This window comes from Rubrivivax albus (assembly GCF_004016515.1).
GTDB classification, from domain to species: Bacteria; Pseudomonadota; Gammaproteobacteria; order Burkholderiales; family Burkholderiaceae_C; genus Rubrivivax; species Rubrivivax albus.
Genome location: NZ_SACT01000009.1, coordinates 130543 through 154744, shown reverse-complemented (window position 1 = coordinate 154744; position 24202 = coordinate 130543). Strand labels below are relative to the sequence as shown.

At 68.8% G+C, this 24202-nt stretch carries 23 protein-coding genes, 1 tRNA gene and 1 pseudogene; 5 read left to right on the top strand and 20 right to left on the bottom strand.

Annotation, left to right across the window (positions count from 1 at the left end):
- The 3 genes from ENE75_RS25125 to ENE75_RS21475 are packed head-to-tail and all read left to right on the top strand — an operon-like array spanning position 1 to position 2107.
- On the top strand, positions 1-504 hold the full coding sequence (locus ENE75_RS25125; RefSeq protein ID WP_199232383.1) for a peptidylprolyl isomerase: 504 nt from the start codon (positions 1-3) through the stop codon (positions 502-504).
- An 11-nt stretch (positions 505-515) separates the two neighbouring features.
- Complete coding sequence (locus ENE75_RS21480; RefSeq protein ID WP_128200525.1) at positions 516-1301, top strand: UDP-2,3-diacylglucosamine diphosphatase; 786 nt, start codon at positions 516-518, stop codon at positions 1299-1301.
- A complete protein-coding gene (locus ENE75_RS21475) occupies positions 1298-2107 on the top strand; it encodes a M90 family metallopeptidase (protein ID WP_375138503.1) in 810 nt (269 codons plus the stop codon). The genes ENE75_RS21480 and ENE75_RS21475 overlap by 4 nt, the downstream gene beginning before the upstream one ends.
- 31 nt (positions 2108-2138) lie before the next feature.
- Here ENE75_RS21475 and clpA read toward each other — a convergent pair whose 3' ends face one another.
- Together clpA and clpS are read right to left on the bottom strand one after the other, a co-directional pair.
- Positions 2139-4445: an ATP-dependent Clp protease ATP-binding subunit ClpA gene (clpA, locus tag ENE75_RS21470; RefSeq protein WP_128200523.1), complete on the bottom strand. Its 2307-nt coding sequence runs from the start codon at positions 4443-4445 to the stop codon at positions 2139-2141.
- The gene (gene clpS, locus ENE75_RS21465) at positions 4442-4798 is read right to left on the bottom strand and encodes an ATP-dependent Clp protease adapter ClpS (RefSeq protein ID WP_128200521.1); all 357 of its coding nucleotides are present in this window, start codon (positions 4796-4798) and stop codon (positions 4442-4444) included. Before clpS ends, clpA begins: the two co-directional genes overlap by 4 nt.
- A gap of 265 nt (positions 4799-5063) precedes the next feature.
- On the opposite strand from clpS, the gene ENE75_RS21460 reads away from it, so the two are divergent.
- Complete coding sequence (locus tag ENE75_RS21460; protein WP_128200519.1) at positions 5064-5297, top strand: cold-shock protein; 234 nt, start codon at positions 5064-5066, stop codon at positions 5295-5297.
- 73 nt (positions 5298-5370) lie between these two features.
- On the opposite strand, the gene ENE75_RS21455 is transcribed toward ENE75_RS21460, so the two are convergent.
- The 11 genes from ENE75_RS21455 to ENE75_RS21405 all read right to left on the bottom strand — a co-directional run bounded on the left by ENE75_RS21455 (position 5371) and on the right by ENE75_RS21405 (position 16760).
- Positions 5371-5447 (bottom strand) — tRNA-Pro (locus ENE75_RS21455).
- A gap of 36 nt (positions 5448-5483) precedes the next feature.
- The gene (locus ENE75_RS21450; protein WP_128200517.1) at positions 5484-5927 is read right to left on the bottom strand and encodes a MerR family transcriptional regulator; all 444 of its coding nucleotides are present in this window, start codon (positions 5925-5927) and stop codon (positions 5484-5486) included.
- A gap of 34 nt (positions 5928-5961) precedes the next feature.
- Complete coding sequence (locus ENE75_RS21445; RefSeq protein ID WP_233259199.1) at positions 5962-6339, bottom strand: integration host factor subunit alpha; 378 nt, start codon at positions 6337-6339, stop codon at positions 5962-5964.
- Between the two features lie 14 nt (positions 6340-6353).
- Positions 6354-8771, bottom strand: coding sequence for a phenylalanine--tRNA ligase subunit beta (gene pheT, locus ENE75_RS21440; RefSeq protein WP_128200513.1), 2418 nt, complete (start codon positions 8769-8771; stop codon positions 6354-6356).
- A gap of 12 nt (positions 8772-8783) precedes the next feature.
- Positions 8784-9839 (bottom strand): phenylalanine--tRNA ligase subunit alpha, encoded by a 1056-nt coding sequence (gene pheS, locus ENE75_RS21435; protein ID WP_128200511.1) that lies wholly within the window; start codon positions 9837-9839, stop codon positions 8784-8786.
- Positions 9840-9928: 89 nt separating this feature from the next.
- On the bottom strand, positions 9929-10285 hold the full coding sequence (rplT, locus tag ENE75_RS21430; protein ID WP_128200509.1) for a 50S ribosomal protein L20: 357 nt from the start codon (positions 10283-10285) through the stop codon (positions 9929-9931).
- Between the two features lie 27 nt (positions 10286-10312).
- On the bottom strand, positions 10313-10516 hold the full coding sequence (gene rpmI, locus ENE75_RS21425; protein ID WP_128200507.1) for a 50S ribosomal protein L35: 204 nt from the start codon (positions 10514-10516) through the stop codon (positions 10313-10315).
- Between the two features lie 117 nt (positions 10517-10633).
- Positions 10634-11170 (bottom strand): translation initiation factor IF-3, encoded by a 537-nt coding sequence (gene infC, locus ENE75_RS21420; RefSeq protein ID WP_128200505.1) that lies wholly within the window; start codon positions 11168-11170, stop codon positions 10634-10636.
- Between the two features lie 81 nt (positions 11171-11251).
- Positions 11252-13159: a threonine--tRNA ligase gene (gene thrS, locus ENE75_RS21415; protein WP_128200503.1), complete on the bottom strand. Its 1908-nt coding sequence runs from the start codon at positions 13157-13159 to the stop codon at positions 11252-11254.
- 189 nt (positions 13160-13348) lie between these two features.
- Positions 13349-14425, bottom strand: a complete 1077-nt coding sequence (locus tag ENE75_RS24930; RefSeq protein ID WP_158289038.1) for a patatin-like phospholipase family protein — start codon at positions 14423-14425, stop codon at positions 13349-13351.
- 7 nt (positions 14426-14432) lie between these two features.
- Entirely contained in the window at positions 14433-16760 is a 2328-nt protein-coding gene (locus tag ENE75_RS21405; RefSeq protein WP_128200501.1) for a Tex family protein, read from the bottom strand.
- 68 nt (positions 16761-16828) lie between these two features.
- On the opposite strand from ENE75_RS21405, the gene ENE75_RS21400 reads away from it, so the two are divergent.
- A complete protein-coding gene (locus ENE75_RS21400; protein WP_128200499.1) occupies positions 16829-17542 on the top strand; it encodes a DUF1223 domain-containing protein in 714 nt (237 codons plus the stop codon).
- 5 nt (positions 17543-17547) lie between these two features.
- Here the strand turns inward: ENE75_RS21400 and ENE75_RS21395 are convergent, their stop codons facing one another.
- The 7 genes and pseudogenes from ENE75_RS21395 to ENE75_RS21365 all read right to left on the bottom strand — a co-directional run bounded on the left by ENE75_RS21395 (position 17548) and on the right by ENE75_RS21365 (position 24189).
- Positions 17548-17898 (bottom strand): hypothetical protein, encoded by a 351-nt coding sequence (locus ENE75_RS21395; protein ID WP_128200497.1) that lies wholly within the window; start codon positions 17896-17898, stop codon positions 17548-17550.
- Between the two features lie 175 nt (positions 17899-18073).
- Positions 18074-19563: pseudogene (locus ENE75_RS21390) on the bottom strand (mechanosensitive ion channel).
- Positions 19564-19692: 129 nt separating this feature from the next.
- Positions 19693-20622: an SDR family oxidoreductase gene (locus ENE75_RS21385; protein ID WP_375138502.1), complete on the bottom strand. Its 930-nt coding sequence runs from the start codon at positions 20620-20622 to the stop codon at positions 19693-19695.
- Positions 20615-22285, bottom strand: a complete 1671-nt coding sequence (locus ENE75_RS21380; RefSeq protein WP_128200493.1) for an acyl-CoA dehydrogenase family protein — start codon at positions 22283-22285, stop codon at positions 20615-20617. The genes ENE75_RS21385 and ENE75_RS21380 overlap by 8 nt, the downstream gene beginning before the upstream one ends.
- Positions 22282-22719: a GNAT family N-acetyltransferase gene (locus ENE75_RS21375; RefSeq protein WP_128200491.1), complete on the bottom strand. Its 438-nt coding sequence runs from the start codon at positions 22717-22719 to the stop codon at positions 22282-22284. The genes ENE75_RS21380 and ENE75_RS21375 overlap by 4 nt, the downstream gene beginning before the upstream one ends.
- A 10-nt stretch (positions 22720-22729) precedes the next feature.
- Positions 22730-23749 (bottom strand): NADP-dependent oxidoreductase, encoded by a 1020-nt coding sequence (locus ENE75_RS21370; protein WP_128200489.1) that lies wholly within the window; start codon positions 23747-23749, stop codon positions 22730-22732.
- Complete coding sequence (locus tag ENE75_RS21365; RefSeq protein WP_128200487.1) at positions 23746-24189, bottom strand: PaaI family thioesterase; 444 nt, start codon at positions 24187-24189, stop codon at positions 23746-23748. Before ENE75_RS21365 ends, ENE75_RS21370 begins: the two co-directional genes overlap by 4 nt.
- Positions 24190-24202: the final 13 nt, after the last annotated feature.

The following is a 24202-nucleotide window of genomic DNA, read 5'->3' as shown; positions in this document are numbered from 1 at the left end:
ATGTCCCAACAAGTCAAGCTCGAGACGAGTGCCGGCGAGATCCTGATCGAACTCGACGCCGAGAAGGCGCCGCTGTCGGCGCAGAACTTCATCGACTACGTGAAGGCCGGCCACTACGACAACACCGTGTTCCACCGCGTGATCCGCGGCTTCATGATCCAGGGCGGTGGTTTCGAACCCGGCATGAAGCAGAAGGCCACGCAGGCACCGATCCAGAACGAGGCCAACAATGGCCTGAAGAACCAGAAGTACACGCTGGCGATGGCGCGCACGAACGCACCGCACTCGGCCACGGCGCAGTTCTTCATCAACACCACGGACAACGGCTTCCTGAACTTCACGTCGGAGTCGCCCAACGGCTGGGGCTACGCGGTATTCGGCAAGGTCGTCGCCGGGCAGGACGTCGTCGACGCCATCGAGGGCGTGAAGACCAGCCGCAAGGGCTTTCACGATGACGTGCCGCTGGAGGACGTGGTCATCCAGCGCGCCACCATCGTCGGCTGACCACCCCGCTGATGGGCCTGCCGGCGCTGCCGCCGACGATGCGCTGGTCGGCGCCGGCGCACTGGCAGGCCATCGATGTGCTGTCCGACCTGCACCTGTCGGCGGCCACGCCCCGGACTTTCGATGCGTTCGCGGCGCATCTACTGCACACGCCAGCCGATGCCATCGTGCTGCTCGGGGACGTGTTCGAGTTCTGGGTTGGTGACGATCAGCGTGACCAACCTTTCGAGCGTCGGTGCCTGGACGTACTGGCGCAGACCGCGCGCCGGCGTCACCTGGCCTTCATGGCGGGCAACCGAGATTTCCTGGCTGGCGACGCCCTGCGCGAAGCCTGCGGCTGGCAGGTGCTGAGTGATCCCACGGTGCTGCAGGCCTTCGACCGGTCATGGTTGCTGACGCACGGTGACGAACTCTGCCTGGCCGACACCGAGTACCAGCGCTTCCGCACGCTGTCCCGCGGCGATGAGTGGCAGCGCGCGTTCCTGGCCCAGCCGCTGAGCGCGCGCCTGGCGCAGGCCACGGCCGCGCGTGCGGCAAGCGAGGCTCGCAAGCGTGAGACCGGCATCGATCCGGAACTGTGGGCCGATGTCGACCCCGATGCGGCGGCCGCCTGGCTGCGCGCCGCGGGCGCTTCCACCCTGGTGCACGGCCACACGCACCGGCCCGGCGCCGAGACGCTGGCGCCGGGGCTGGACCGTCAGGTGCTGAGCGACTGGGACCTGGACCACGGCAAGCGCGCCGAGGTATTGCGGTTGTCCGTGCGCGGTCTGGATCGCCTGCCGCCGGTGTCCCGGTGAGCGCCTTCGACTGGCTCCGGGCCCCGCTGGCCCGCTGGCGGGCCCTCGCCGAGGCGCGCGCGGTGGCGCGGCGGCCGATCCCCGACGATCTGTGGAAGCGCACGCGCATCCGCTATCCGTTCCTGCAGCGCCGCGATCCCGCCGACGAGGCCACTCTGCGCCGCATGACCAGCCTTTTCCTGGACCGCAAGGAGTTCACCGCCGCCGGCGGCCTGCGGTTGACCGACGACGTGGCCGTGGCCATCGCCGCCCAGGCCTGCCTGCCCGTCCTGCGCCTGGGGTTGGAGCGATACGACGGCTTCGTCGGCATCGTCGTGCACCCACATGCGGTGCGTGCCCGCCGCCAGGTGATCGACGAGGACGGCATCCAGCACGAGTACGACGAGGAACTGGCCGGCGAAGCGATGGAGGGCGGCCCGGTGATGCTGAGCTGGCACGACGTGCGCCAGGCCGGACGTGATGCCGTGGGCGCCTACAACGTGGTGATCCACGAATTCGCGCATGTGCTGGACATGGCCGACGGGCTCTCCGACGGCGTGCCGCCCCTGCCTGCCGACCTGCCGCGCCAGCGCTGGCTGCAGACGCTGCAGTCGGAGTTCGTTGCCTTCTGCCAGCGCGTGGAGGCCGAGGAACACACGTTGCTCGACCCCTACGGCGCCCAAGGTGAGGACGAGTTCTTCGCCGTGGCCAGCGAGGCCTTCTTCGTCGCGCCGCAGCCGCTGAAAGACGAACACCCCGCGCTATACGGGGTGTTCTCGCAGTTCTATCGCCAGGACCCGGCGTCGGACATGCCGAACCGCCGCTGAAGCGCGCGTCGGCCGTGGCCGGTCGTGCCGTTCAGGCCGGCGCCGCCTCGGCCTTGGGTTTGTCGCTCTTCTTCGGCGGCTGGATGTCCAGCACCACCTCGTCCTTGTCGTCCAGGTCCACCGTCAGGCGGCCGCCATCCACCAGGCGACCGAACAGCAGTTCGTCGGCCAGCGCGCGGCGGATCATGTCCTGGATCAGGCGCTGCATCGGGCGCGCGCCCATCAGCGGATCGAAGCCCTTCTTCGCAAGGTGCTTGCGCAGGTTGTCGGTGAAGGTGACCTCCACCTTCTTCTCCGCCAGCTGGCTCTCGAGCTGCAGCAGGAACTTGTCGACCACGCGCAGGATGATCTCCTCGTCCAGGGCGCGGAAGCTGACGGTGGCGTCCAGCCGGTTGCGGAACTCGGGCGTGAACAGGCGCTTGAGGTCGGCCATCTCGTCGCCCTGCTCGCGCTTATTGGTGAAGCCGATGACCGACTTCTGCATGGTCTCGGCCCCCGCGTTCGTGGTCATGATGATGATCACGTTGCGGAAATCGGCCTTGCGCCCGTTGTTGTCGGTCAGCGTGCCGTGGTCCATGACCTGCAGCAGCACATTGAAGACATCGGGGTGCGCCTTCTCGATCTCGTCCATCAGCAGCACGGCGTGCGGCTTCTTGGTGATGGCCTCGGTCAGCAGCCCACCCTGGTCGAAGCCGACGTAGCCCGGCGGCGCGCCGATGAGGCGGCTGACGGCGTGGCGCTCCATGTACTCCGACATGTCGAAGCGGATCAGGTCGATGCCCAGGATGTAGGCCAGCTGCTTGGCCACCTCGGTCTTGCCGACGCCGGTGGGCCCGCTGAACAGGAAGCTGCCGATCGGCTTGTCGGGCTTGCCAAGACCGGAGCGCGCCATCTTGATGGCCGCGGCCAGTGCGTCGATGGCCGGGTCCTGGCCGAAGACCACGCTCTTGAGGTCGCGGTCCAGCGTCTTGAGCTTGCTGCGGTCGTCGCTGCTCACCGATGCCGGCGGGATGCGCGCGATCTTGGCGACGATCTCCTCGACCTCGTTGCGCGAAATCGTCTTCTTCTGCTTGCTCTTGGGCAGGATGCGCTGCGCGGCACCGGCCTCGTCGATGACGTCGATGGCCTTGTCCGGCAGGTGGCGGTCGTTGATGTACTTGGCCGACAACTCGGCCGCCGCCTGCAGCGCGCCCAGCGCGTACTTGACCTGGTGGTGGTCCTCGAAGCGGCTCTTCAGACCCTTGAGGATCTCGATGGTCTGCTCCACCGTGGGCTCGACCACGTCCACCTTCTGGAAGCGCCGCGACAGCGCCGCGTCCTTCTCGAAGATGCCGCGGTACTCGGTGAAGGTGGTGGCGCCGATGCACTTCATCGCGCCGCTGCTCAGTGCGGGCTTGAGCAGGTTGCTGGCGTCCAGCGTGCCGCCACTGGCCGCGCCGGCGCCGATCAGGGTGTGGATCTCGTCGATGAAGAGGATGGCGCCCGGCTGATCCTTGAGCTGCTTGAGCACGCCCTTCAGACGCTGCTCGAAGTCACCACGGTACTTGGTGCCGGCCAGCAGCGCGCCCATGTCCAACGCGTAGACAGTGGCGTCGGCCAGGACCTCGGGCACGTCGTTCTCGGTGATGCGCCAGGCCAGGCCCTCGGCGATGGCGGTCTTGCCCACACCGGCCTCACCCACCAGCAGAGGATTGTTCTTCCGCCGGCGGCACAGCACCTGGATCACGCGCTCGACCTCGTGCTCGCGGCCGATCAGCGGATCGATCTTGCCGTCGCGGGCCTGCTGGTTGAGGTTCTGCGTGAACTGCTCGAGCGGCGAGCCCTTGCCTTCGGCGGCGGTGGTCTCTTCCTTCTCGCCTTCGCCGCTGCCCTCGGCCGGCTTCTGCGGCTCCGGCGGGTCGCTCTTCTTGATGCCGTGGGCGATGTAGTTCACCACGTCCAGGCGCGTCACGCCCTGCTGGTGCAGGTAGTAGACGGCGTGCGAATCCTTCTCGCCGAAGATCGCCACCAGCACGTTGGCGCCGGTGACTTCTTTCTTGCCGCTGCCCGTGCTCTGAACGTGCATGATGGCGCGCTGGATCACCCGCTGGAAGCCCAGCGTGGGCTGCGTGTCCACCTCTTCCGTGCCGGACACGGTGGGCGTGTTCTCCTTGATGAAGGTGGACAGGCTCTTGCGCAGCTCGTCGATGTTGGCGGCGCAGGCGCGCAGCACCTCGGCGGCGCTGGGGTTGTCCAGCAGCGCCATCAGCAGGTGTTCCACGGTGATGAACTCGTGCCGCTGCTGGCGTGCTTCCACGAACGCCATGTGCAGGCTGACTTCCAGTTCTTGCGCGATCATGCGGCCTCCATAATGCACTGCAGCGGATGCCCGTCTCGACGGGCGGCTGCAAGGACGAGTTCTACCTTGGTCGCGGCGACGTCCTTGGTGTAGACGCCGCAGACCCCGCGACCTTCGTGGTGGATCTTCAACATGATGTGGGTGGCCGTGTCCACATCGTGCTGGAAGAAGTGCTGCAGCACCATCACGACGAATTCCATCGGCGTGTAGTCGTCGTTCAGCAGCACCACCTGGTACAGCCCCGGTGGCTTGGTGCGCGCCCGCTTGCGCTCGACGACGACGGCGCCATCACCACCATCCCGCCGCGGTGCGGAGGGTGGCAGCTTGGGTGTCTTCGGGGTGTCATCGGACATGGGTCATTCTATGCACAGGGCGCTGCCGTAACGCCAGGCGGGGGCTTCGGCGACCGTGTCATCTTGCGCCCTGGCGGCGCCGGCAAAGGCGGGGAATTCGCGGCCACTTCGGTGGCTGATCGTGACTTCGACACGCTTCGCGTGTCGCCCAAGTGCGCCATGGTCGCGACCAGTGCGTGACCAACGAGAGGGTCGCCGAAGGGTTGACACCCTTTTCCGACCGACGCCAGAATTTCGCGGCGCCCGGGGGCGACGAGGAGTTGGCATGCCTGCAGGTACCGTCAAGTGGTTCAACGACGCCAAGGGCTTCGGCTTCATCGAGCCCGATGGCGGCGGCGGTGACGTGTTCGCCCATTTCTCGGCGGTGCAGATGGACGGCTTCCGCACGCTGAAGCAGGGCAGCCGCGTGACCTTCGAGGTGGTCAAGGGCCCCAAGGGTGATCTGGCGCAGAACATCCAGCCCGATCGCAGCGGCGCGGAGACCGCCGGCAACGATTGAGGCTTGCCGACGCGTCTGACGAGCAGCAAAGCAAAAGCCCGGTGCCTTGTGGACACCGGGCTTTGCCGTTCGATGGTCGGGACGGCGGGATTCGAACTCGCGACCCCTTGCACCCCATGCAAGTGCGCTACCAGGCTGCGCTACGCCCCGACGAAGCGCGCAGTATAACCCGCGGAACGGGCGATTTCACGTCCGCAGCAGCGCGGCGATTGCTTCGAGTTCGGCGCGCAGCTGGCGGGCGTCCATCACCGGTGCTGCCGCTGGAGCGGACGCCGCCGGGGTGTTGTGGCGGGCCGGGGGCTCGACGGTTTCATCGGGCATATCTGCCGCTGCCAACGCGTTGTCTTCGGCGCGCTCCGGGCTGCTGATCAGACCGCCGTGGTCGGTGAGGCGATTGCGGGCCCCGCTGATCGTGAACCCCTGGTCGTAGAGCAGCTCGCGGATGCGCCGGACCAGCAGCACCTCGTGGTGCTGGTAGTAGCGCCGGTTGCCCCGGCGCTTCATGGGCTTGAGCTGGGTGAACTCCTGCTCCCAGTACCGCAGCACGTACGGCTTGACGCCGCAGAGCTCGCTCACCTCACCGATCGTGAAGTAGCGCTTGGCAGGGATCGGTGGGAGCTGATTCTCCATTCAAATCAAGGAGATCGGAGGAAGTTTCCAGACTTTACTCGAAGTCTTCCCCCCCCGGCGTGTCGCCCTGCACGAGTGACTTCAACTTGTGACTGGCGTGGAAGGTGACCACCTGGCGCGCCTTGATGGGGATGGACTCGCCCGTGCGCGGGTTGCGCCCGGGGCGCGGGGCCTTGCGCCGGATGTTGAAGTTGCCAAAGCCCGACAGCTTGACATCCTGACCGCTCACCAGGGTGCCGTGCACGATGTCGAAGAAGGCTTCGACCATGTCCTTGGATTCGCGCTTGTTCAGGCCCAGGCGGTCGAACAGCAGTTCGGCCAGGTCGGCCTTGGTCAGCGTAGGCGTCTCCAGCGACGGCAGGATCACCGGCCGGCCGGCGTCGCCACTGCGCGGGTTGTCTTGGTCGTTCATGGGCATGTGCTCCTTCAAGCCCGCAGGCGCGCGCCATGGGCCTGTGCTGCACGCGCCACGGCGGCGGTGACCACGGCGTCGATGCGCTCGTCGGTCAACGTGGCCGTGGGGTCGAGCAGATCCAGGCGCAGTGCCAGGCTGCGCTCACCGGCGGCCAGGCCACCACCAGGTTGCGCCGGTCGGTAGATGTCGAACAGCGTCACCTGGCGCACCAGCGGGTCGTCGGCCAGGGTGGCGATCAGCGCGTCGTGCGCCACGCCATCGGTCACCACCAGCGCGATGTCGCGCACGGCGCCGGGCTGGCGGGGCAGCGGCTGCGGTGCCGGCAGCGGGCGCGCCATGACGGTATCGAGGTCCAGTTCGAACAGCACCGGCGCCGACGGCAGGTCGTAGGCCTGGCGCCAACGTGGGTGCAGTTCGCCGACATGGCCGATCAGCTGACCGTCGATCTTGACCGCAGCACAGCGGCCCGGGTGCAGCGCCGGATGCGTGTCGGCGACGAAGCGCGGGCGCATCGGCGCCAGCAGCGCCTCGACATCGCCCTTGACGTCGAAGAAGTCGACCGCCCGCTCCGCCTCGCCCCATTGCAGCGCAGCGGCCGGGCCCCAGGCCAGCCCGGCCACCCTGCGCGGCTGCACCAGGCCGGCCACGCTGATGGCGCCGTCCCGGGCCCGTGGGTCGCGGCGGAACACCCGGCCGGTCTCGAAGACGCGCACGCGCGGCGCGCGGCGGGCCAGGTTGTGCCGAAGCACCCCCACCAGGCTCGCCAGCAGGCTGGACCGCATCACGGCCAGCGGAGCCGCGATGGGGTTGAGCACGCGGATCGGGTCGGGGTTGTCGGCCAGTTCGTGCTCCCAGCGCGCCTCGACGAAGCTGAAGTTGATGGTCTCCTGGTAGCCGCGGGCAGCCAGCGCATGCTTGACGGCATGCACGCTGCGGCGGCGTTCGGGCTGCGCACGCGCCATGACAGGCGCCACCGGCGCCGTCGGCGGCAACTGGTCGTAGCCGACGATGCGTGCAACCTCTTCGATCAGGTCCTCTTCGATGCGCAGGTCGAAGCGCCAAGACGGCGGCGTGACGGTCAGAGTGCCCTCGCCTTCCACGCACGCCAGACCCAGGCCACGGAACACGTCGGCGCACTGCGCCTGGGTCAGCGGCATCCCGATGACCTTGACCGCCCGCGCCACGCGCAGCGTGACGGGTTGAGGCGAAGGCAGGTTCAGGATCTGGTCGTCCATCGGTCCGACCATGGTGTCGGGCGTGCCGCAGATCTCCACGATCAGTGCGGTGATGCGCTCGATGTGCTCGACCGTCAGCGCCGGGTCCACGCCACGTTCGAAGCGATGGCCGGCGTCGGTGGCGAAACCGTAGCGGCGCGAACGGCCGGCCACGGCATCGGGCCACCAGAACGCGGCCTCGACGTAGACGCTGCGCGTGCTGTCGGAGACGGCGGTGTGTTCGCCGCCCATGATGCCGGCCAGCGACTCCACGCGCGCACGGTCGGCGATCACGCCCACGCTGCCGTCCACGCTCACGGTGTTGCCGTTGAGCAGTTCCAGTTGTTCGCCGTCGCGGCCCCAGCGCACGACCAGTTCGCCGTCGATCTTGTCGAGGTCGAAAATGTGGGAGGGTCGCCCGTACTCGAACATCACGTAGTTGGAGATGTCCACCAGCGCCGAGACGCTGCGCTGCCCGCACCTGGCCAGGCGGTCGACCATCCACGCCGGCGTCTTCGCCTGGGTGTCCACGCCGCGCACGATGCGGCCGGAGAAGCGGCCGCAGAGGTCGGGCGCCTCCACGCGCACCGGCAGCTTCGCATCGTGACTCGGTGGCACCGGCAGGAAGGCCGGCGTCTTCAGCGGCGCACCGGTCAGCGCCGACACCTCGCGTGCGATGCCGTACACCGACAGCGCATGCGCCAGGTTGGGCGTGAGCTTGAGCGTGAACAGCGTGTCGTCGAGCTTCAAGTGGTCGCGGATGTCGGCACCCACGGGCGCATCGGCCGCCAGTTCGAGCAGGCCGCCGTGGTCGTCGGAGAGCTTGAGCTCCTTGGCCGAGCACAGCATGCCTCGGCTTTCCACGCCGCGCAGCTTGCCCACGCCGATCTTGAAGGGCTTGCCATCGTCGCCAGGGGGCAGTTCGGCGCCCACCATGGCCAGCGGCGCCTTCAGGCCGGCGCGCGCGTTGGGCGCGCCGCAGACGATCTGCAGCGGGTCGCCCTGCCCCACGGCGACGCTGCACACGCGCAGGCGGTCGGCCTGCGGGTGCGGCTCGGCCGTCAGGATCTCGGCGACCACGATGCCGCTGAACGGCGGCGCCACGGGACGGGTCTCCTCGACCTCCAGGCCGGCCATGGTCAGCAGTTCGGCCAGGTCAGCCGTGTCCAGCGGGGGGTTGCAGAACTCGCGCAACCAGGATTCGGGGAATTGCATCTCGGGTGCGGCTTACTTGAACTGGGACAGGAAGCGCAGGTCGTTCTCGAAGAACAGGCGCAGGTCGGTGATGCCGTAGCGCAGCATGGTCAGGCGGTCCGGACCCATGCCAAACGCGAAGCCGATGTAGCGCTCCGGGTCGAGCCCGAAGTTGCGCACCACGTTGGGGTGCACCTGGCCCGAGCCGGCCACCTCCAGCCAACTGCCCTTCAACGGGCCGTCGCCGAAGGCCAGGTCGACCTCGGCCGACGGTTCGGTGAACGGAAAGAACGATGGCCGGAACCGCACGGTCAGGTCGTCGGTCTCGAAGAAGCGGCGCAGGAAGTCGCTGAAGACGGCCTTCAGGTCCTTGAAGCTGACGTTCTCACCGATCCACAGGCCTTCGCACTGGTGGAACATCGGTGAGTGCGTGGCGTCACTGTCCACGCGGTAGGTGCGGCCCGGCGCAATGACGCGGATTTCCGGGATGGGCTCACCGCGGGCCAGGGCCTCGGCATGCCGCGCGACATGCGCCTTCGCATAGCGCACCTGCATCGGGCTGGTGTGCGTGCGCAGGTTCAGCGGCCGGCCTTCGGCGTCCTTCAGGTCGACATAGAACGTGTCCTGCATCGACCGCGCCGGGTGGTTTTCCGGGCTGTTGAGCGCAGTGAAGTTGAACCAGTCGGTCTCGATCTCGGGGCCGTCGGCCACGTCGAAGCCCATGCTGCCAAAGATGGCCTCGATGCGCTCGATCGTGCGGCTGACCGGGTGCAGGCCACCCATGCCGCGCTGGCGACCGGGCAGCGTCACGTCCAGGGCCTCGGCCTGCAGCTGGCGTTCGAGTTCCGCGGCAGCCAGGGCTTCGCGCCGTTCGCCGAGAAGTCCCTCGATCTGCTGCTTGGCCTGGTTGATCTGCGCACCGCGCGCCTTCTTCTCCTCGGGCGGGAGCTGGCCCAGCGCCTTGAGCTGCTCGGTCACGCGGCCGGCCTTGCCGAGGTAGCGCGCCTTGGCGTCCTCCAGCGCGGCCGGGCTGGCTGCGGCGGCGAAATCGCTGCGCGCGGCGTCGACCAGTTGTTCGAGTTCGGACATCGGGGGCAAAGAAAGAATGAAAAAAGGCCGCCCCGAGGTGACGGCCTTGAGAAGCTCGACTCATGCCGGCACGAGGCCGGCATGGCGGGTCAAGCGAGCTGGGCCTTCACCTTCTCCACGATGCTGCCAAAGGCAGCCGGGTCGTTCACGGCCATGTCGGCCAGGACCTTGCGGTCGAGCCCGATGTTGGCCTTCTTCAGGCCAGCCATGAATTTGCTGTAGGTGACGCCAAGCTCGCGAGACGCGGCGTTGATCCGCGCGATCCAGAGCTGGCGGAACACCCGCTTGCGGGTGCGGCGGTCACGGTAGGCGTACTGCCCGGCCTTCATCACCGCCTGCTTGGCGATGCGGAAGACGTTCTTGCGGCGGCCCCGGAAGCCCTTGGCGAGCTTCAGGATCTTCTTGTGACGCGCATGGGCGGTGACACCACGTTTGACGCGAGGCATGTGTTCTCTCCTAGTCCGTCTTGAAGATCAGAGGCCAGCGAAGGGCAGCATCGCGGCGATGTGGCCCATGTTGGTCTCGTGCACGTTGGCAGCCCCACGCAGGTGGCGCTTGTTCTTCGTGGTCTTCTTGGTCAGGATGTGGCGCTTGAACGCCTGGCCCCGCTTGACGGTGCCACCCGGACGGACGCGAAAACGCTTCTTCGCGCTGCTCTTGGTCTTCATCTTGGGCATGAATGCTCCTTCTATGTATGCCCCTGCAGGCGACCACGGGCGTGGTGCTTGCTGGCCTGCAGCGGCTTCTCTCGTGGGCCAGGCGACCAACCTGACCCGCGAATGCGGTGATCTCTTCTACTTTCGCTTGGGCGCCAGCACCATGATCATCTGGCGCCCTTCGAGCTTGGGCATGTGCTCCACGACCGCGACGTCGGCCAGTTCGTCGCGGATGCGCTCGAGCAGCCGCATCCCGATCTCCTGGTGGGTGATCTCGCGCCCCCGGAACCTCAGCGTGACCTTGCCCTTGTCGCCGTCCTCGGCGATGAAGCGGCGCAGGTTGCGCATCTTGATGTTGTAGTCGCCTTCGTCGGTACCGGGCCGGAACTTGACTTCCTTGACCTCGATGACCTTCTGCTTGGCCTTGGCCTCGGCGGCGCGCTTCTGCTCCTGGTACTTGAACTTGCCGTAGTCCATCAACCGGCACACCGGCGGGTCGGCGGTGGCGGCGATCTCGACCAGATCGACGTCCAGCTCCCCGGCCATGCGCAACGCTTCGTACGTGGGGACGATACCCAGTGGCTCGTTCTCGACCCCGTTCAGGCGCACCTGCGGCACCATGATCTCCCGGTTCAACCGGTGCTTGCGCTCCGCGTTCGGGACGCGGCGGTCCATGAAGGTAGCGATGGTTCAGACCTCTCTGCGCGACGCTCAGGCCCTGGCGCCGCAAATGAAAAACAAGGCGCGGCGGAGCGGTCAGACCTTGCGGGCGATGTCGTCGGCGAGCTTCTGCGCGAAGTCGTCGACCGGCATGACCCCGAGGTCCCGGTTGCCCCGGGCGCGCACGGAAACGGCCCCGTTGGCCTTTTCCTTGTCACCCACGACAAGGATGTACGGGACCTTTTGCATCGAATGCTCGCGGATTTTATACGTGATCTTCTGGTTCCGCAAATCGCTCTGGACCCTAACTCCTTGTTTTTGCAGCGTTTTCACGACGGATGCGGCGTAGTCGGCCTGATCGTCGGTGATCGGGGCCACCACCACCTGCACCGGCGCCAGCCAGGCGGGCAGCGCACCGGCGTGCTGCTCGATCAGGATCCCGATGAAACGCTCCAGGCTGCCGACGATGGCCCGGTGCAGCATCACCGGGTGCTGGCGGCTGCCGTCCTCGGCCACGTATTCGGCGTCCAGGCGCTGCGCCATGCTGAAGTCGACCTGCATCGTGCCGCACTGCCACTCACGGCCCAGGGCATCCTTGAGCGTGTACTCGATCTTCGGGCCGTAGAAGGCGCCGTCGCCCGGGGCGATGACGAACTCGACGCCGGCCTGGCGCAGGCTCTCCTTCAGCGCGTGTTCGGCCTTGTCCCAGATGGCGTCCGACCCGATGCGCGCCGCCGGCCGCGTGGCCACCTTGTAGAGGATCTCCGTGAAGCCGAAATCGGCGTAGACCTTCTGCAGCAGCGCCGTGTACGTCACGCACTCGGGCAGGATCGCATCCTCCGTGCAGAAGATGTGGCCGTCGTCCTGCGTGAAGGCGCGCACGCGCATGATGCCGTGCAGGCCACCCGTGGGCTCGTTGCGGTGACAGGCGCCGAACTCGCCGTAGCGCAGCGGCAGGTCGCGGTAGCTCTTGATGCCCTGCTTGAAGATCAGGATGTGGCCGGGGCAGTTCATCGGCTTGAGCGCGTAGTCGCGCTTCTCCGATTCCGTCGTGAACATGTTCTCCCTGTACTTGTCCCAGTGGCCCGTCTTCTCCCAGAGGGCCTGGTCCAGGATCTGCGGGCCCTTGACCTCCTGGTAGCCGTTGTCGCGGTAGACGGCGCGCATGTACTGCTCCACCACCTGCCACACCGCCCAGCCCTTGGGGTGCCAGAACACCGTGCCCGGGCTGTGCTCGTCCAGGTGGAACAGGTCGAGTTCGCGGCCGAGCTTGCGGTGGTCGCGCTTCTCGGCCTCCTCCAGCATCAGCAGGTACTTCTGCAGGTCGTCCTTCGTCGCCCAGGCCGTGCCATAGATGCGCTGCAGCATCTCGTTGCGGTGATCGCCGCGCCAGTAGGCGCCGGCCACCTTCATCAGCTTGAAGTGCCGGAGCTTGCCCGTGCTGGGCACGTGCGGACCGCGGCACAGGTCCTCGAAGCCGCCTTCGCGGTACAGGCTCACATCCTCGCCAGCCGGGATGCTCCCAATGATCTCGGCCTTGTAGTGCTCCCCCATGGCCTTGAAGTGCGCCACGGCCTCGTCACGCGGCAGCACGCGGCGCTCGACCTTCTCGTCCTTCTTCGCCAGTTCGGCCATGCGCTGCTCGATGGCGGCCAGGTCCTCCGGCGTGAAGGCTCGCTTGTAGCTGAAGTCGTAGTAGAAGCCGTTGTCGATGACCGGGCCGATCGTCACCTGCGCGTCGGGGAACAGTTCCTTCACCGCATAGGCCAGCAGGTGGGCCGTGGAGTGGCGGATCATCTCCAGGCCGTCGGCGTCCTTGTCCGTGACGATGGCCAGCTGCGCATCGGCCTCGATGCGGTGGCTCGTGTCCACCAGCCTGCCGTCGACCTTGCCCCCGAGTGCTGCCTTGGCCAGGCCGGCGCCTATGGAGGCGGCCACATCGGCCACCGTGACAGGGCCCGGGAACTCGCGTTTCGAGCCGTCGGGCAGCGTGATCTGGATCATCGTGAATCTCCTGCAGGAAAACAAAAAGCGCGGGCTGTGCCGCGCTTGCTGACCAGGGTACGTAGGGGTACGGGCGTGACGGCGCGGCCAGGGCTCAGGGCCTGGTGAAGGTGGTGCGCGTAGTCCGCGGTGTCATAACCCGTCGTGCCTTTCCTGCTCTTGGATCGTTTTGGACGAAGCCGATTGTAGTCACGGCAGCGACAGCGCGTCGACCGTGTCGCGCTCGCACAGGCGTGCAAACTCTTCGGCCAGGCGCTGGCTCTCGGCGATGGCACCGCGCCAGACGCGCTGCCGGCCGGCGTGGTCGTCGCCGTAGACCTTGAAGTCGTTGCGGTCGGGCAGCTTGCCGCCCGGCAGCGCCCGCACCCAGTCCGGGTGCGGCACCAGCACCACCAGCGGGTCCAGCCAGCGCGTGGCCCGATGCCGGGCCTTGAAGGCCTTGTCCAGCCAGCCGGGTACGATCTGCGGCTGGAAGTGCGGGTACAGCGCGATCCCGTCGGGCAGCGCGTCGTACGGCAGGTGAAGGTGGTAGTCGGTGATGCCGCCGTCCCAGTAGGCGCCGCGCGGGCCGCCGGGGATGTCGTGCACCGCGTCCAACCAGAACGGGATCGAGCAGCTGGCCAGGATGGCCGGCTGCAGGTTGGCGGCCGACAGCGGCACGACCTGGCTGCGGAAGTCCGAGGTCGGCAGCGGGAAGGGTTCGCGCGCATCGGCGAACACCACCCTCTCGATCCAGCCGCCCAGCGCGCGCCGATGCACGGCGTTGCCGAAGAAGGCACCGGCGTAGCCCAGCGGCGTGCGCCAGCGGCCCTGGCGTGACAGCAGGTGGCGGCCGTGGCTGGTGAACACGTGCAGCCGGTAGCGCGGGTGCGCCAGCACCTCGGCCTCGCGGCCGGCGAAATGCTCGTCGAGCTTGGCGCCGAACACCGCCGAGACGTGGCTGGCCAGCGGCGCCTTGCCCGGCGCATGCTGGTAGGACTGCATCACATAGTCCTCGGCCAGGCGGGCAAGCGCCGCTTCCGGGTCGGCCAGGCAGCCGGCGGCCATGCGCCAGGCACCGATGGAGGCGCCCATCAGGTGCACGGTCTGGTCCGCGCGTGGCAGCCAGTGGCCGAAGAGGAAGCGGTCCAGCGGATTGAGCACCAGGCCCTTGGCACCGCCGGCGGCCGCCGGGATCACGCGCACGTCCTGCGCTCGCAATCCGCGTTCGCGCAGCAGCGCACGGGCGCGCGGCCCGGCGTAGACCTGCAACGCGGGCGTGCTCACCGCCGGTTCACCGCCGCTGCAGCTTCGCGAAGGCCGCGGCCATCGCGCTCTGCCCGGCCGGCTCCGGACGCGCGCCGCCGCGGCTGCGTTCGTCCCGGCCCGCGGCACGGTAGCGGTTGTCGCCGCCCGCGCCGGGCTTCGGCGCAGCCGCGTCCAGCTTCATCGTCAGCGAGATCCGCCCGCGCTGCAGGTCCACCTCCAGCACGCGCACCTTGACCACGTCGCCGGTCTTGACCACCTCGCGCGCGTCGCTGACGAACTTGTTGGACAGCTGGCTCACGTGCACCAGCCCGTCCTGATGCACGCCCAGGTCGACGAAGGCGCCGAACTGCGCCACGTTGCTCACCGTGCCCTGCAGCACCATGCCCGGCTGCAGGTCCTTGATGTTCTCGACGCCGTCGTTGAAGCGGGCGACGACGAAATCAGGCCGCGGGTCGCGGCCGGGTTTCTCCAGCTCGGCCAGGATGTCCTTCACCGTGATCGGCCCGAAGGTCGCGTCGGCCAGCGTCTCGGGCTTCAGCGCCTTGAGCACCTCGCCGCGGCCCATCACTTCGGTGATCGGCCGCTGCGTGGCGGCCAGGATGCGCTCGACCACCGGGTAGGTCTCCGGGTGCACGCCGGTCATGTCCAGCGGGTTGTCGCCGTCGCGGATGCGCAGGAAACCGGCGGCCTGCTCGAAGGTGCGAGGGCCCAGACCCGAGACGTCCAGCAGCTGCTGGCGCGAGCGGAACGCACCGTGCGCATCGCGCCAGCGCACGATGGCACCGGCCACCGTGGCGCTCAGGCCCGACACGCGCGACAGCAGCGGTGCGCTGGCGGTGTTGAGGTCCACGCCGACCTTGTTGACGCAGTCCTCCACCACCGCGTCCAGGCTGCGCGCCAGGCCGCTCTGGTTCACGTCGTGCTGGTACTGGCCCACGCCGATGCTCTTGGGGTCGATCTTCACCAGCTCGGCCAGCGGGTCCTGCACGCGGCGCGCAATGCTCACCGCACCGCGCAGGCTCACGTCGAGTTCCGGCAGTTCCTTGCTGGCGTACTCGCTGGCCGAATAGACCGAGGCGCCGGCCTCGCTGACCACCAGCTTCTCCAGCTTCACATCGGGCGTGATCTTCTGCACCCGCTTGATCAGGTCGCCGGCCAGCTTGTCGGTCTCGCGGCTGGCGGTGCCGTTGCCGATGGCGATCAGTGCCACGCCGTGGGTGGCCACGAGACGGCCCAGCACATGCAGGCTGCCTTCCCAGTCGTTGCGGGGCTCGTGCGGGTAGACGGTGGCCGTGTCCAGCACCTTGCCGGTGGCGCTGACCACGGCCACCTTGACCCCGGTGCGGATGCCCGGGTCCAGGCCCATCACCGCGCGTGGGCCGGCGGGTGCGGCGAGCAGCAGATCACGCAGGTTGTCGGCGAAGACCTTGATCGCCACCGCCTCGGCGTCCTCGCGCAGGCGGGCGAAGAGGTCGCGCTCCAGGCTCAGGCTGAGCTTGACCTTCCAGGTCCAGGCCACGGTCTTGCGGATCAGGTCGTCGGCCGGGCGCTTGGCGTGGCTCCAGCCCAGGTGGCGGGCGATCCTTCCTTCCGCAAGCGAAGGCTGACCCGGGACGAGTTCCTCGTCCAGCACCAGCTTGGCATCCAGCCACTCCTGGGTGCGCCCACGGAACACGGCCAGCGCGCGGTGGCTGGGCACGCGTGCGATCGGCTCGTCGTACTCGAAGTAGTCGCGGAACTTGGCGGCGTCGGCATGCGTGCCGTCCTTGCCGGCGGCCAGGCGGCTCTGCAGCCGGCCCTCGGCCCACAGCCATTCGCGCAGGCTGCCGACCAGCGTAGCGTCCTCGGCCCAGCGCTCGCTGAGCAGGTCGCGCACGCCATCCAGCACCGCGTGGGCGTCGGCAAAGCCGGCCTCGGCGTTCACGAACGCGGCCGCCTCGGTCAGCGGCGCCAGGCTCGGGTCGGCGAACAGCCGGTCGGCCAGCGGCTCCAGCCCGGCTTCGCGGGCGATCATGCCCTTGGTGCGGCGCTTGGGCTTGTAGGGCAGGTAGAGGTCCTCCAGGTCCTGCTTGGTGGCCGCGGCCTCGATGGCCGCACGCAGGTCCGGGGTCAGCTTGCCCTGCTCCTCGATGCTGCGCAGCACGGTCTCGCGCCGGTCCTCCAGTTCGCGCAGGTAGGCCAGGCGGGCTTCCAGCTCGCGCAGCTGGATGTCGTCGAGGCCGTCGGTGGCCTCCTTGCGGTAGCGGGCGATGAAGGGCACGGTGGCGCCGCCGTCGAGCAGGTCGACGGCCGCCTTCACCTGGGCCGGCCGAACCTTCAGTTCGGCCGCGATCTGGAGCAGGATCTTGTCCACGGAAACCGGGGTGCGCAGCGGAAAGCGCGGGAGTGTAAGCGCCGCGCCCCGGCACCCGACCCAAGGGCATGCGCACCACTATCCTCCTGGTCACCACGCTGGTCACGACCCTGCAGGCCACGGCCGCCGAGCCCGTCTGCGAACGGCATTCCGGTGCCCGACCGCCCCTGGTGGTGGAGCTCTACACCTCCGAAGGCTGCAGTTCCTGCCCTCCGGCCGACCGCTGGCTGTCCACCCTGAAGGGCCGCGACGACCTGCTGCCGCTGGCCTTCCACGTCGGCTACTGGAACCGGCTGGGCTGGGTGGACCGCTTCGCCACGCGCGAGACCACCGACCGCCAGTACCAGCTGGCACGCGCCATGGGTGCGCCCAACGTCTACACGCCACAGGTGGTTGCCCAAGGTCACGACTGGCGGTCGTGGCCCGCCCTGCCCGATCGTCCGGCACCCGCGCCAATGACGCTGAGCCTGCGCCGGGATGGCAGCCAGGTGACGGCCGATGTCGGCCTGGCGATGACACAGCTCAACCGTCGCTGGATCGGGTACTGGGCCGTCGTGGAGGACGGCCACCGCAGCCGCGTCACCGCAGGCGAGAACTGGGGCGAGACCCTTGGCCACGACCACGTGGTCCGCCTCTACCAGCCCGTTTCTGCCTGGCAAGGCGCTCGGCGATGGACACTGGACCTGCCGCCCGCCGATCCGGCCCACCCACGCCGGGTGGTCTTCGTGGTCGCGGACGCGGTGTCCCAGCGGCCGGTGCAGGCGCTTGGTCTGGGCTGCTGACCCGTTCAGTGCATGCCGACACCAACCTCGTCGCAGCCCGCGAGCAGGCTCATATGGTGCGCGGCATCGGCGATGCGGCGGGCCATGAGGGCCTGCTCCCGGTCGGCGGCCCGGCCGGACCGGGCCGATATCGCCTCGGCTTCTTCCGCATCGCGAGCGCAGCATCTCGCCAGTTCCGAGAGTTCCTGCGTCAGCCGCACCCGCAGGGGGCCAGGTGGACACTTCCCCAGCGCCGCGTGGGCGCCGGACAAACAGTCGCGCATGACGCGCTCGTACGGATCGGTGTCGTGACTGGCACTGCGCGACAGCAAGGCGCGCGTCGCGAGTTCGGCTTGCCGGGCGAGATGGGATCTCATGGTGGTGGGTTGTCTGATGACCGCTGGATCATCGGCGATGCATGACGCCCACTGAGCACCAAATCAGTGCAAAAGCAACAAATGATCATTTAAAGCGTGAAATGATCAGTCGGCGAACGCATCCTGCTCGCCTGGTCGGCCGATCGGCCGCGACCTGCCGCGCTGGCCCGCGCTTTCAGTCCGACCCGCGGGAGGCACGTTCACGCCAGCGCCGCAACCAGTCGCCAGCCAACTGTCCGGCAGCTTCCCGCCCACCCAGGCCGAACGACAGCGCCACCGCCACGGCAACGGCAACGGCAACGGCACCGAGCGCGAGCCCGAAGGCCAGCACGACGATCTCATTGGCCACGCCCATGGCCCGCAGTCCCATCGCCAACACGATGCCCAGGATGCCCATGCGCGCCACCGGTGCCAGCCCACGGGTGCCGGCACCACTGGCGCGATCGATCGCCGCGTGGGCCAGATTGGCCAACCAGAAGCCGACCGCGAAGATCACGCCGCCCAGCACGATATCGCCGGAAAAGCGGATGAACGCGGTGGTCAGCTCACGCAGCTGTCCGAAACCGAGCTGCCCCGCGGCCTCCGCCACGGCAACAGCATGGCGAAGAACATGATCGCACCGCGGACCAGCGTCGCCTGCCGCGTCGGCCCGGACAGTACCGCCTCGAGCCCGATGCGCGTCGGCAGCGCATCGACGCCCGCGTTCTCCAGCAGGCGGGCAACCAGCCCGGCCACGAAGCGCGCCACCGCCCACGTCAGCAGCAGGATGACGATGGCCGCCAGGATGTGCGGCACCGCCGCCAGCATCTGCGACAGCATGGCCGTCGCCGGCGCGGAGATGGCCTCGATCTTCAGCGCGTCCAGCGCCGCGATCAGCGACGGCACCAGCACGAACAGGAACACCAGCGTGCCCGCCAGCCGCGACAGCTTGACCGCATCGTCCAGCCCGGCGCGTTCACCGACCCGGTCGATGCCGGCCGCCCCCAGCAGATTGCTGACCAGGCCGCGCAGGACCCTCGCCACCAGGTAGCCCACACCGGCGATCACCGCGGCGCCGAGGGCATTGGGCAGCCAGCCCAGTGCCATCACCAGCATCTGCTCCACCGGCGCCAGCGTGCCCGACAGACGGAAGGCCGACAGCACGGACGGCAGGAACAGCAGCAGCGCCAGCCAGAACACCACGTTGCCGGCCGCCGGACCGCTGGGCTTCATGCCCGCGTGGCGCTGCAGCGAGTCGTCGATCGTCGTGGCCGCCAGCGCCCGCACGACCAGCGTGCGCAGCAGCGACGCCACCAGCCAGGCCACCAGGGTCAGCACGGCACCGCCCAGGGCATACGGGAGGTAGCCGACGATATCGCCCATCATCGCGGCAATGGGCGCCGACACGCTGGCCAGGTCCAGCACGTTGAGCACGGCGATCAGCGTGACCAGCAGCAGCAGCCAGAACACGGCCACGCCCAGGCCCCGCTCCGACTGCACCGTCACCCCGGTGCTCTCTGCGATGCGGGTGTCCAGACGGGCCAGCGCCAGCGGGCGCAGCACTGCAGCGCGCGCCGCCACGGCAATGATCCAGCCCAGCGCGAACACCGCCAGGGCGCCCACGATGCGCGGCAGGTGGTGGCCCAACTGACCCTGCAGCGTCGACCAGAAGCTCGCGAAGTCCATGTCCGTGCCCTTCTCCGGGCGGCGCCCGGTCACCTTCAGTGAATGAAGGCACGGACTTTACATTTGTGCAAAAGTATGAAATCGGAGTTCGGCTCGTGTGCAGCCCGGCAGCGTTCGCAAGGGGCCTTGTCAGTCCTGACCGTCACCCGGCATCTGCGCCAGCTGCGCCCGCAGGCGGGCGCCGATCTCCGGCCGCTCGTGGAACGGATCGGTCGGGTTGCGCTGCAGGACCTGGTCCTCCATGCGCGTGCGCACGCCGCCCAGCGCCTGCGGGTGGGTGTAGACGTAGAAGCGGTCGGCGTCCATGGCGTCGAAGACCAGTTGCGCGGTCTGCGCCGCCGTCACCTTGCCGCTGGTGACGGCCTTCTCGCTCATCGCCGCGGCGATCTGCTGGCTGCGCGTGATGGGTTCGTTGGCGCCGCCGGGACGGTTGCGCTCGCTGCGGTGGATGCCGGTGGGCACGAAGTACGGGCACAGCAGGTGGGCGCGGACCTGGGTGCTGACCAGCGACAGGTCGTGGTACAGCGTCTCGGTCATCGACACCACCGCGGCCTTGCTGACGTTGTAGACGCCCATGTTCGGTGGCGTCAGAAGGCCGGCCATGGACGCCGTGTTGACGATGTGGCCGCGATAGGTCGGGTCGGCCGCCGCGGCTTCCAGCATCATTGGCGTGAACACGCGCACGCCATGCGCCACGCCCAGCAGGTTGACGCCCAGCACCCAATCCCAGTCGGCGGCGCTGTGCTCCCAGACCAGGCCGCCGGCGCCCACGCCGGCGTTGTTGAACACGAAATGCGGCACGCCGAAGCGCTCGCGCGTGGCAGCGGCCAGGGCCTCGACCTCGGCCGCCTTGGACACGTCCAGCCGGAACGGCAGCACCTCGGCGCCCTGCCCGGCGCCCAGCGCCAGCACATCGTGCGCCGACAGTTCCAGCGCATCGGCCTGCACGTCGGCCATCACGACCTTCATGCCGGCCCGTGCCGCGATGCGGCTGGCCTCCAGGCCGAAGCCCGACGCCGCGCCGGTGATCACGGCCACTCGTCCTTGCCATTCACTCATCAAAGCTCTCCTCAGGGGTTGGCATGGCCCGCGCCACCAGGGCATCCAGCGGCAGCGTGCCGGGCAGCAGCCCGAACGCGTCGCTGGCCTGGTCGAGGCGGGCGGTGCAGAAACTGTCGAACACCTCGGTCGGTGCGTGGGCGTGCAGTTGGGCCGCCTGCAGCAGCAGCGCCGTGTCGCGCGCCAGGCGGCGGGCGCCGGCTTCGTCGGCCGCGCCGTCCAGCGCCTCGGCGACCCATTGCGCACGGCGCTCCACGGCGGCATGGGCACGGCGCGCGGCGGCGGTCTCGTGCATCACCGCGTCCTTCACCGGGCCGCTGCGCAGCGCGCGCAGCAGGTCCAACGCCATGATGTTGCCGGCGCCTTCCCAGATGGAGTTCAGCGGCATCTCGCGGTAGATGCGGGCCATCACGCCCTCGCCACCACCTTCGACGTAGCCGTTGCCGCCCAGGCACTCCATGGCCTCCTGGCCGAAGGCACTGCCGCGCTTGCAGATCCAGAACTTGGCCACCGGCGTGAGCACGCGGCGCATCACGGCCTCGAAGCCGTCGGGGTCCTGGCCGTGCTCGGTGCGGTCCACCGCCCGCGCCAGGCGAAGGGCCAGCGCGGTGGCGGCTTCGCTCTCCAGCGCCAGGTCCGCCAGCACGGCCGTCATCGCCGGCTGCTCGATCAGGCGGCGGCCGAAGGCCTGGCGTTGCGCGCAGTGGTGCAGCGCGATGGACAGCGCCTGGCGCATCAGGCCCGCGGTGCCCAGCGCGCAGTCCAGCCGCGTGAGCGTGCCCATCGCCAGGATCTGCGGCACGCCGCGGCCTTCGTCGCCCACCAGCCAGGCCTCGGCGTCCTGGAACTCGACCTCGCTGCTGGCGTTGGCCTGGTTGCCCAGCTTGTGCTTCAGGCGCTGTACATGGATGGCGTTGACCCGCCCGTCGCGCGTGAAACGCGGCAGGAAGAAGCAGCTGAGCCCGCCCTCGGCCTGCGCCAGCACCAGAAAGGCGTCGCACATCGGCGCCGACATGAACCACTTGTGGCCGGTGAGGCGGTAGCGGCGGCCCCAGTCGTCATCGCCGTCGAAGACCGCGCGCGTGGTGTTCGCCCGCACATCGGAGCCGCCCTGCTTCTCGGTCATGCCCATGCCCATCGTCAGGGCGGTCTTTCCGTCGAAAGGCCTGAATGCCGGGTCGTAGGCGGTGGCCGCCAGGCCCGGGCCCCAGTCGCGGGACAGCGCGGCATTCGGGCGCAGCGCGGGCGCCACGGCGTAGGTCATCGACACCGGGCACAGCACCGACGGCTCCAGTTCGGTGAAGAGCATGAAGGCCGCAGCGCGTTCGATGTGGCCGCCGGGCCCCAGCGTCCAGGGCGTGCCGTGCAGGCCGTGGCGCAGCGCGCTGGTCATCAGCGCGTGGTAGCTGGGGTGGAATTCCACCTGGTCGACGCGGTGGCCGCGCAGGTCGTGGGCGTGGAGCACCGGCCCGTGGGTGTTGGCCAGCCGCGCATGCACCTGCATCTCGGCCGAGCCGGCTTCGGCGCCCAGCGCCACGAACCGGGCGCGGTCGTAGCCAGGGTGGTGGTGGGCCAGCGCGTCCTGCAGCGCCCGGTTGCCGCTGAACAGGTTCACGTCGGTCAGGGGCTCGGCCTGGTTGAAGACCTCGTGTGTGGCGTTCATCGCAGCATCTCCACGTGCGGAATGTCGTCCTCGGCGTAGGGTTCGCCCACGGTGGTGAAACCGAAGCCGCCGTAGAAGCGCTGCAGATGGGCCTGGGCGCTGATGCGGTGGCCGCGGCCGGGCCAGGCGGCGTCGCTGCGCGCCAGCCCTTCGGCCACGAGGGTACGCCCCAGACCGGTGCCGCGCACCTCCGGCGCCGTGATCACGCGGCCCATGGACGGCTCGGCGAACTTGCACCCCGGATCGACGATGCGCAGGTAGGCCTGCAGGTGGCCCGCATCGTCGCGACCCAGCAGGTGCCAGGACACGCGGTCCAGGCCGTCGGGATCCTGGTACGGCCCCTGCTCCAGGATGAAGACGCGGCAGCGCAGCGCCAGCGCGTCGTACAGGTCATCCAGGCTCAGGGCGGCAAAGTGCGCCCAGGTCCAGTCCATCGCTGCCCGGTCAGGCCAGCTTGACGAGCTGCTTGCCGAAGTTGCGGCCCTTGAGCAGGCCGAAGAACGCCTCCGGCGCCGCGGCCAGGCCCTCGGCGATGCTCTCGCGCGGGCGCAGCTTGCCGGTGCCCACCAGCGTGCCCAGTTCCTTCAGCGCCGCCGGCCAGAGTTCCATGTGCTCGCTGACGATGAAGCCCTGCACCTTCAGGCGTGAGACCAGGATCAGCGCCGGGTTGGCCATCGGCAGCGGCTGGCCGTTGTAGCCGGCGATCATGCCGCACACGGCGATGCGGCCGAAGGCGTTCATGCGCAGCATCACGGCGTCCATGATCATGCCGCCGACGTTCTCGAAGTAGCCGTCGACGCCGTCCGGGCAGGCGTCCTTCAGCGCCTTGGACAGGCTCTTGAGGTCCGGGTGCGCCTTGTAGTCGATGCAGGCGTCGAAGCCGAGCTCGTTCACCGCATAGGCGCACTTCTCCGGACCGCCGGCGATGCCCACGGCGCGGCAGCCGCGCGCCTTGGCCAGCGCGCCGAAGGCCGAGCCGACGGCGCCGGTGGCGGCGCTGATCACCATGGTCTCGCCGGCCTTGGGCGCGATGATGTGATTCAGGCCCACCCAGGCGGTGACCCCGGGCATGCCCACGGCGCCCAGGTAGTGCGACAACGGCACGTGCGTGGTGTCGACCTTGCGCATCATGCCGCGCTGGCCGCCGTCCACCACCGAGTACAGCTGCCAGCCGCCCATGCCGACGACGGGGTCACCGGGCGCGTAGTCGGGGTGCTTCGAGGCCACCACCTCGCCGGCGGTGCCGCCGATCATCACCTCGTCCAACGGCTGCGGCTGGGCGTAGCTCTTGCCGTCGTTCATGCGCCCGCGCATGTACGGGTCCAGGCTCAGCCACAGGTGCTTGACCAGCACCTGACCGTCCTGGAGTTCCGGCACCGGCACCTCCACGAGCTTGAAGTTGTCGTGCGTGGGCTCGCCCATGGGGCGCGAGACGAGCTGGATCTGCTGGTTGACGAGGCTCATGTCTTCTCCTGGAGGTTCTTGAGCGTGCGGCCGCGCGACGGCAGCGCACGCAGGTACTTGAAGGTGGCAGTGGCGTGCGCGCAGAGCTCGCCATGGCCGTCGAGCACGCGGCCTTCGCAGAAGGCCATCGTGCTGGTGCGGTGCATCAGGTGGCCGAGTGCGCGCAGTTCGCCCTCGGCCGGGCGCATGAAGGTGGTCTTCATCTCGATGGTGGCCACGCCCGGCGCCGTCATCGGGTCGCTGGAGCTGCTGGCCCGCGCCGCATGCGCCATGGCCACGTCCAGCAGCGTCATCAGCACGCCGCCGTGGGCCACCTCCCAGCTGTTGAGGTGGCTTTCCTGCAGGTCCACGCGCAGTTCGGCCTTGCCGTCGCCGAAGCCCCAGAGCTCCAGCCCCAGGTGTTCGACGAACGGGATGCGCAGCGGAAAGTCACGCTTCATCGGCTTGCCGGGC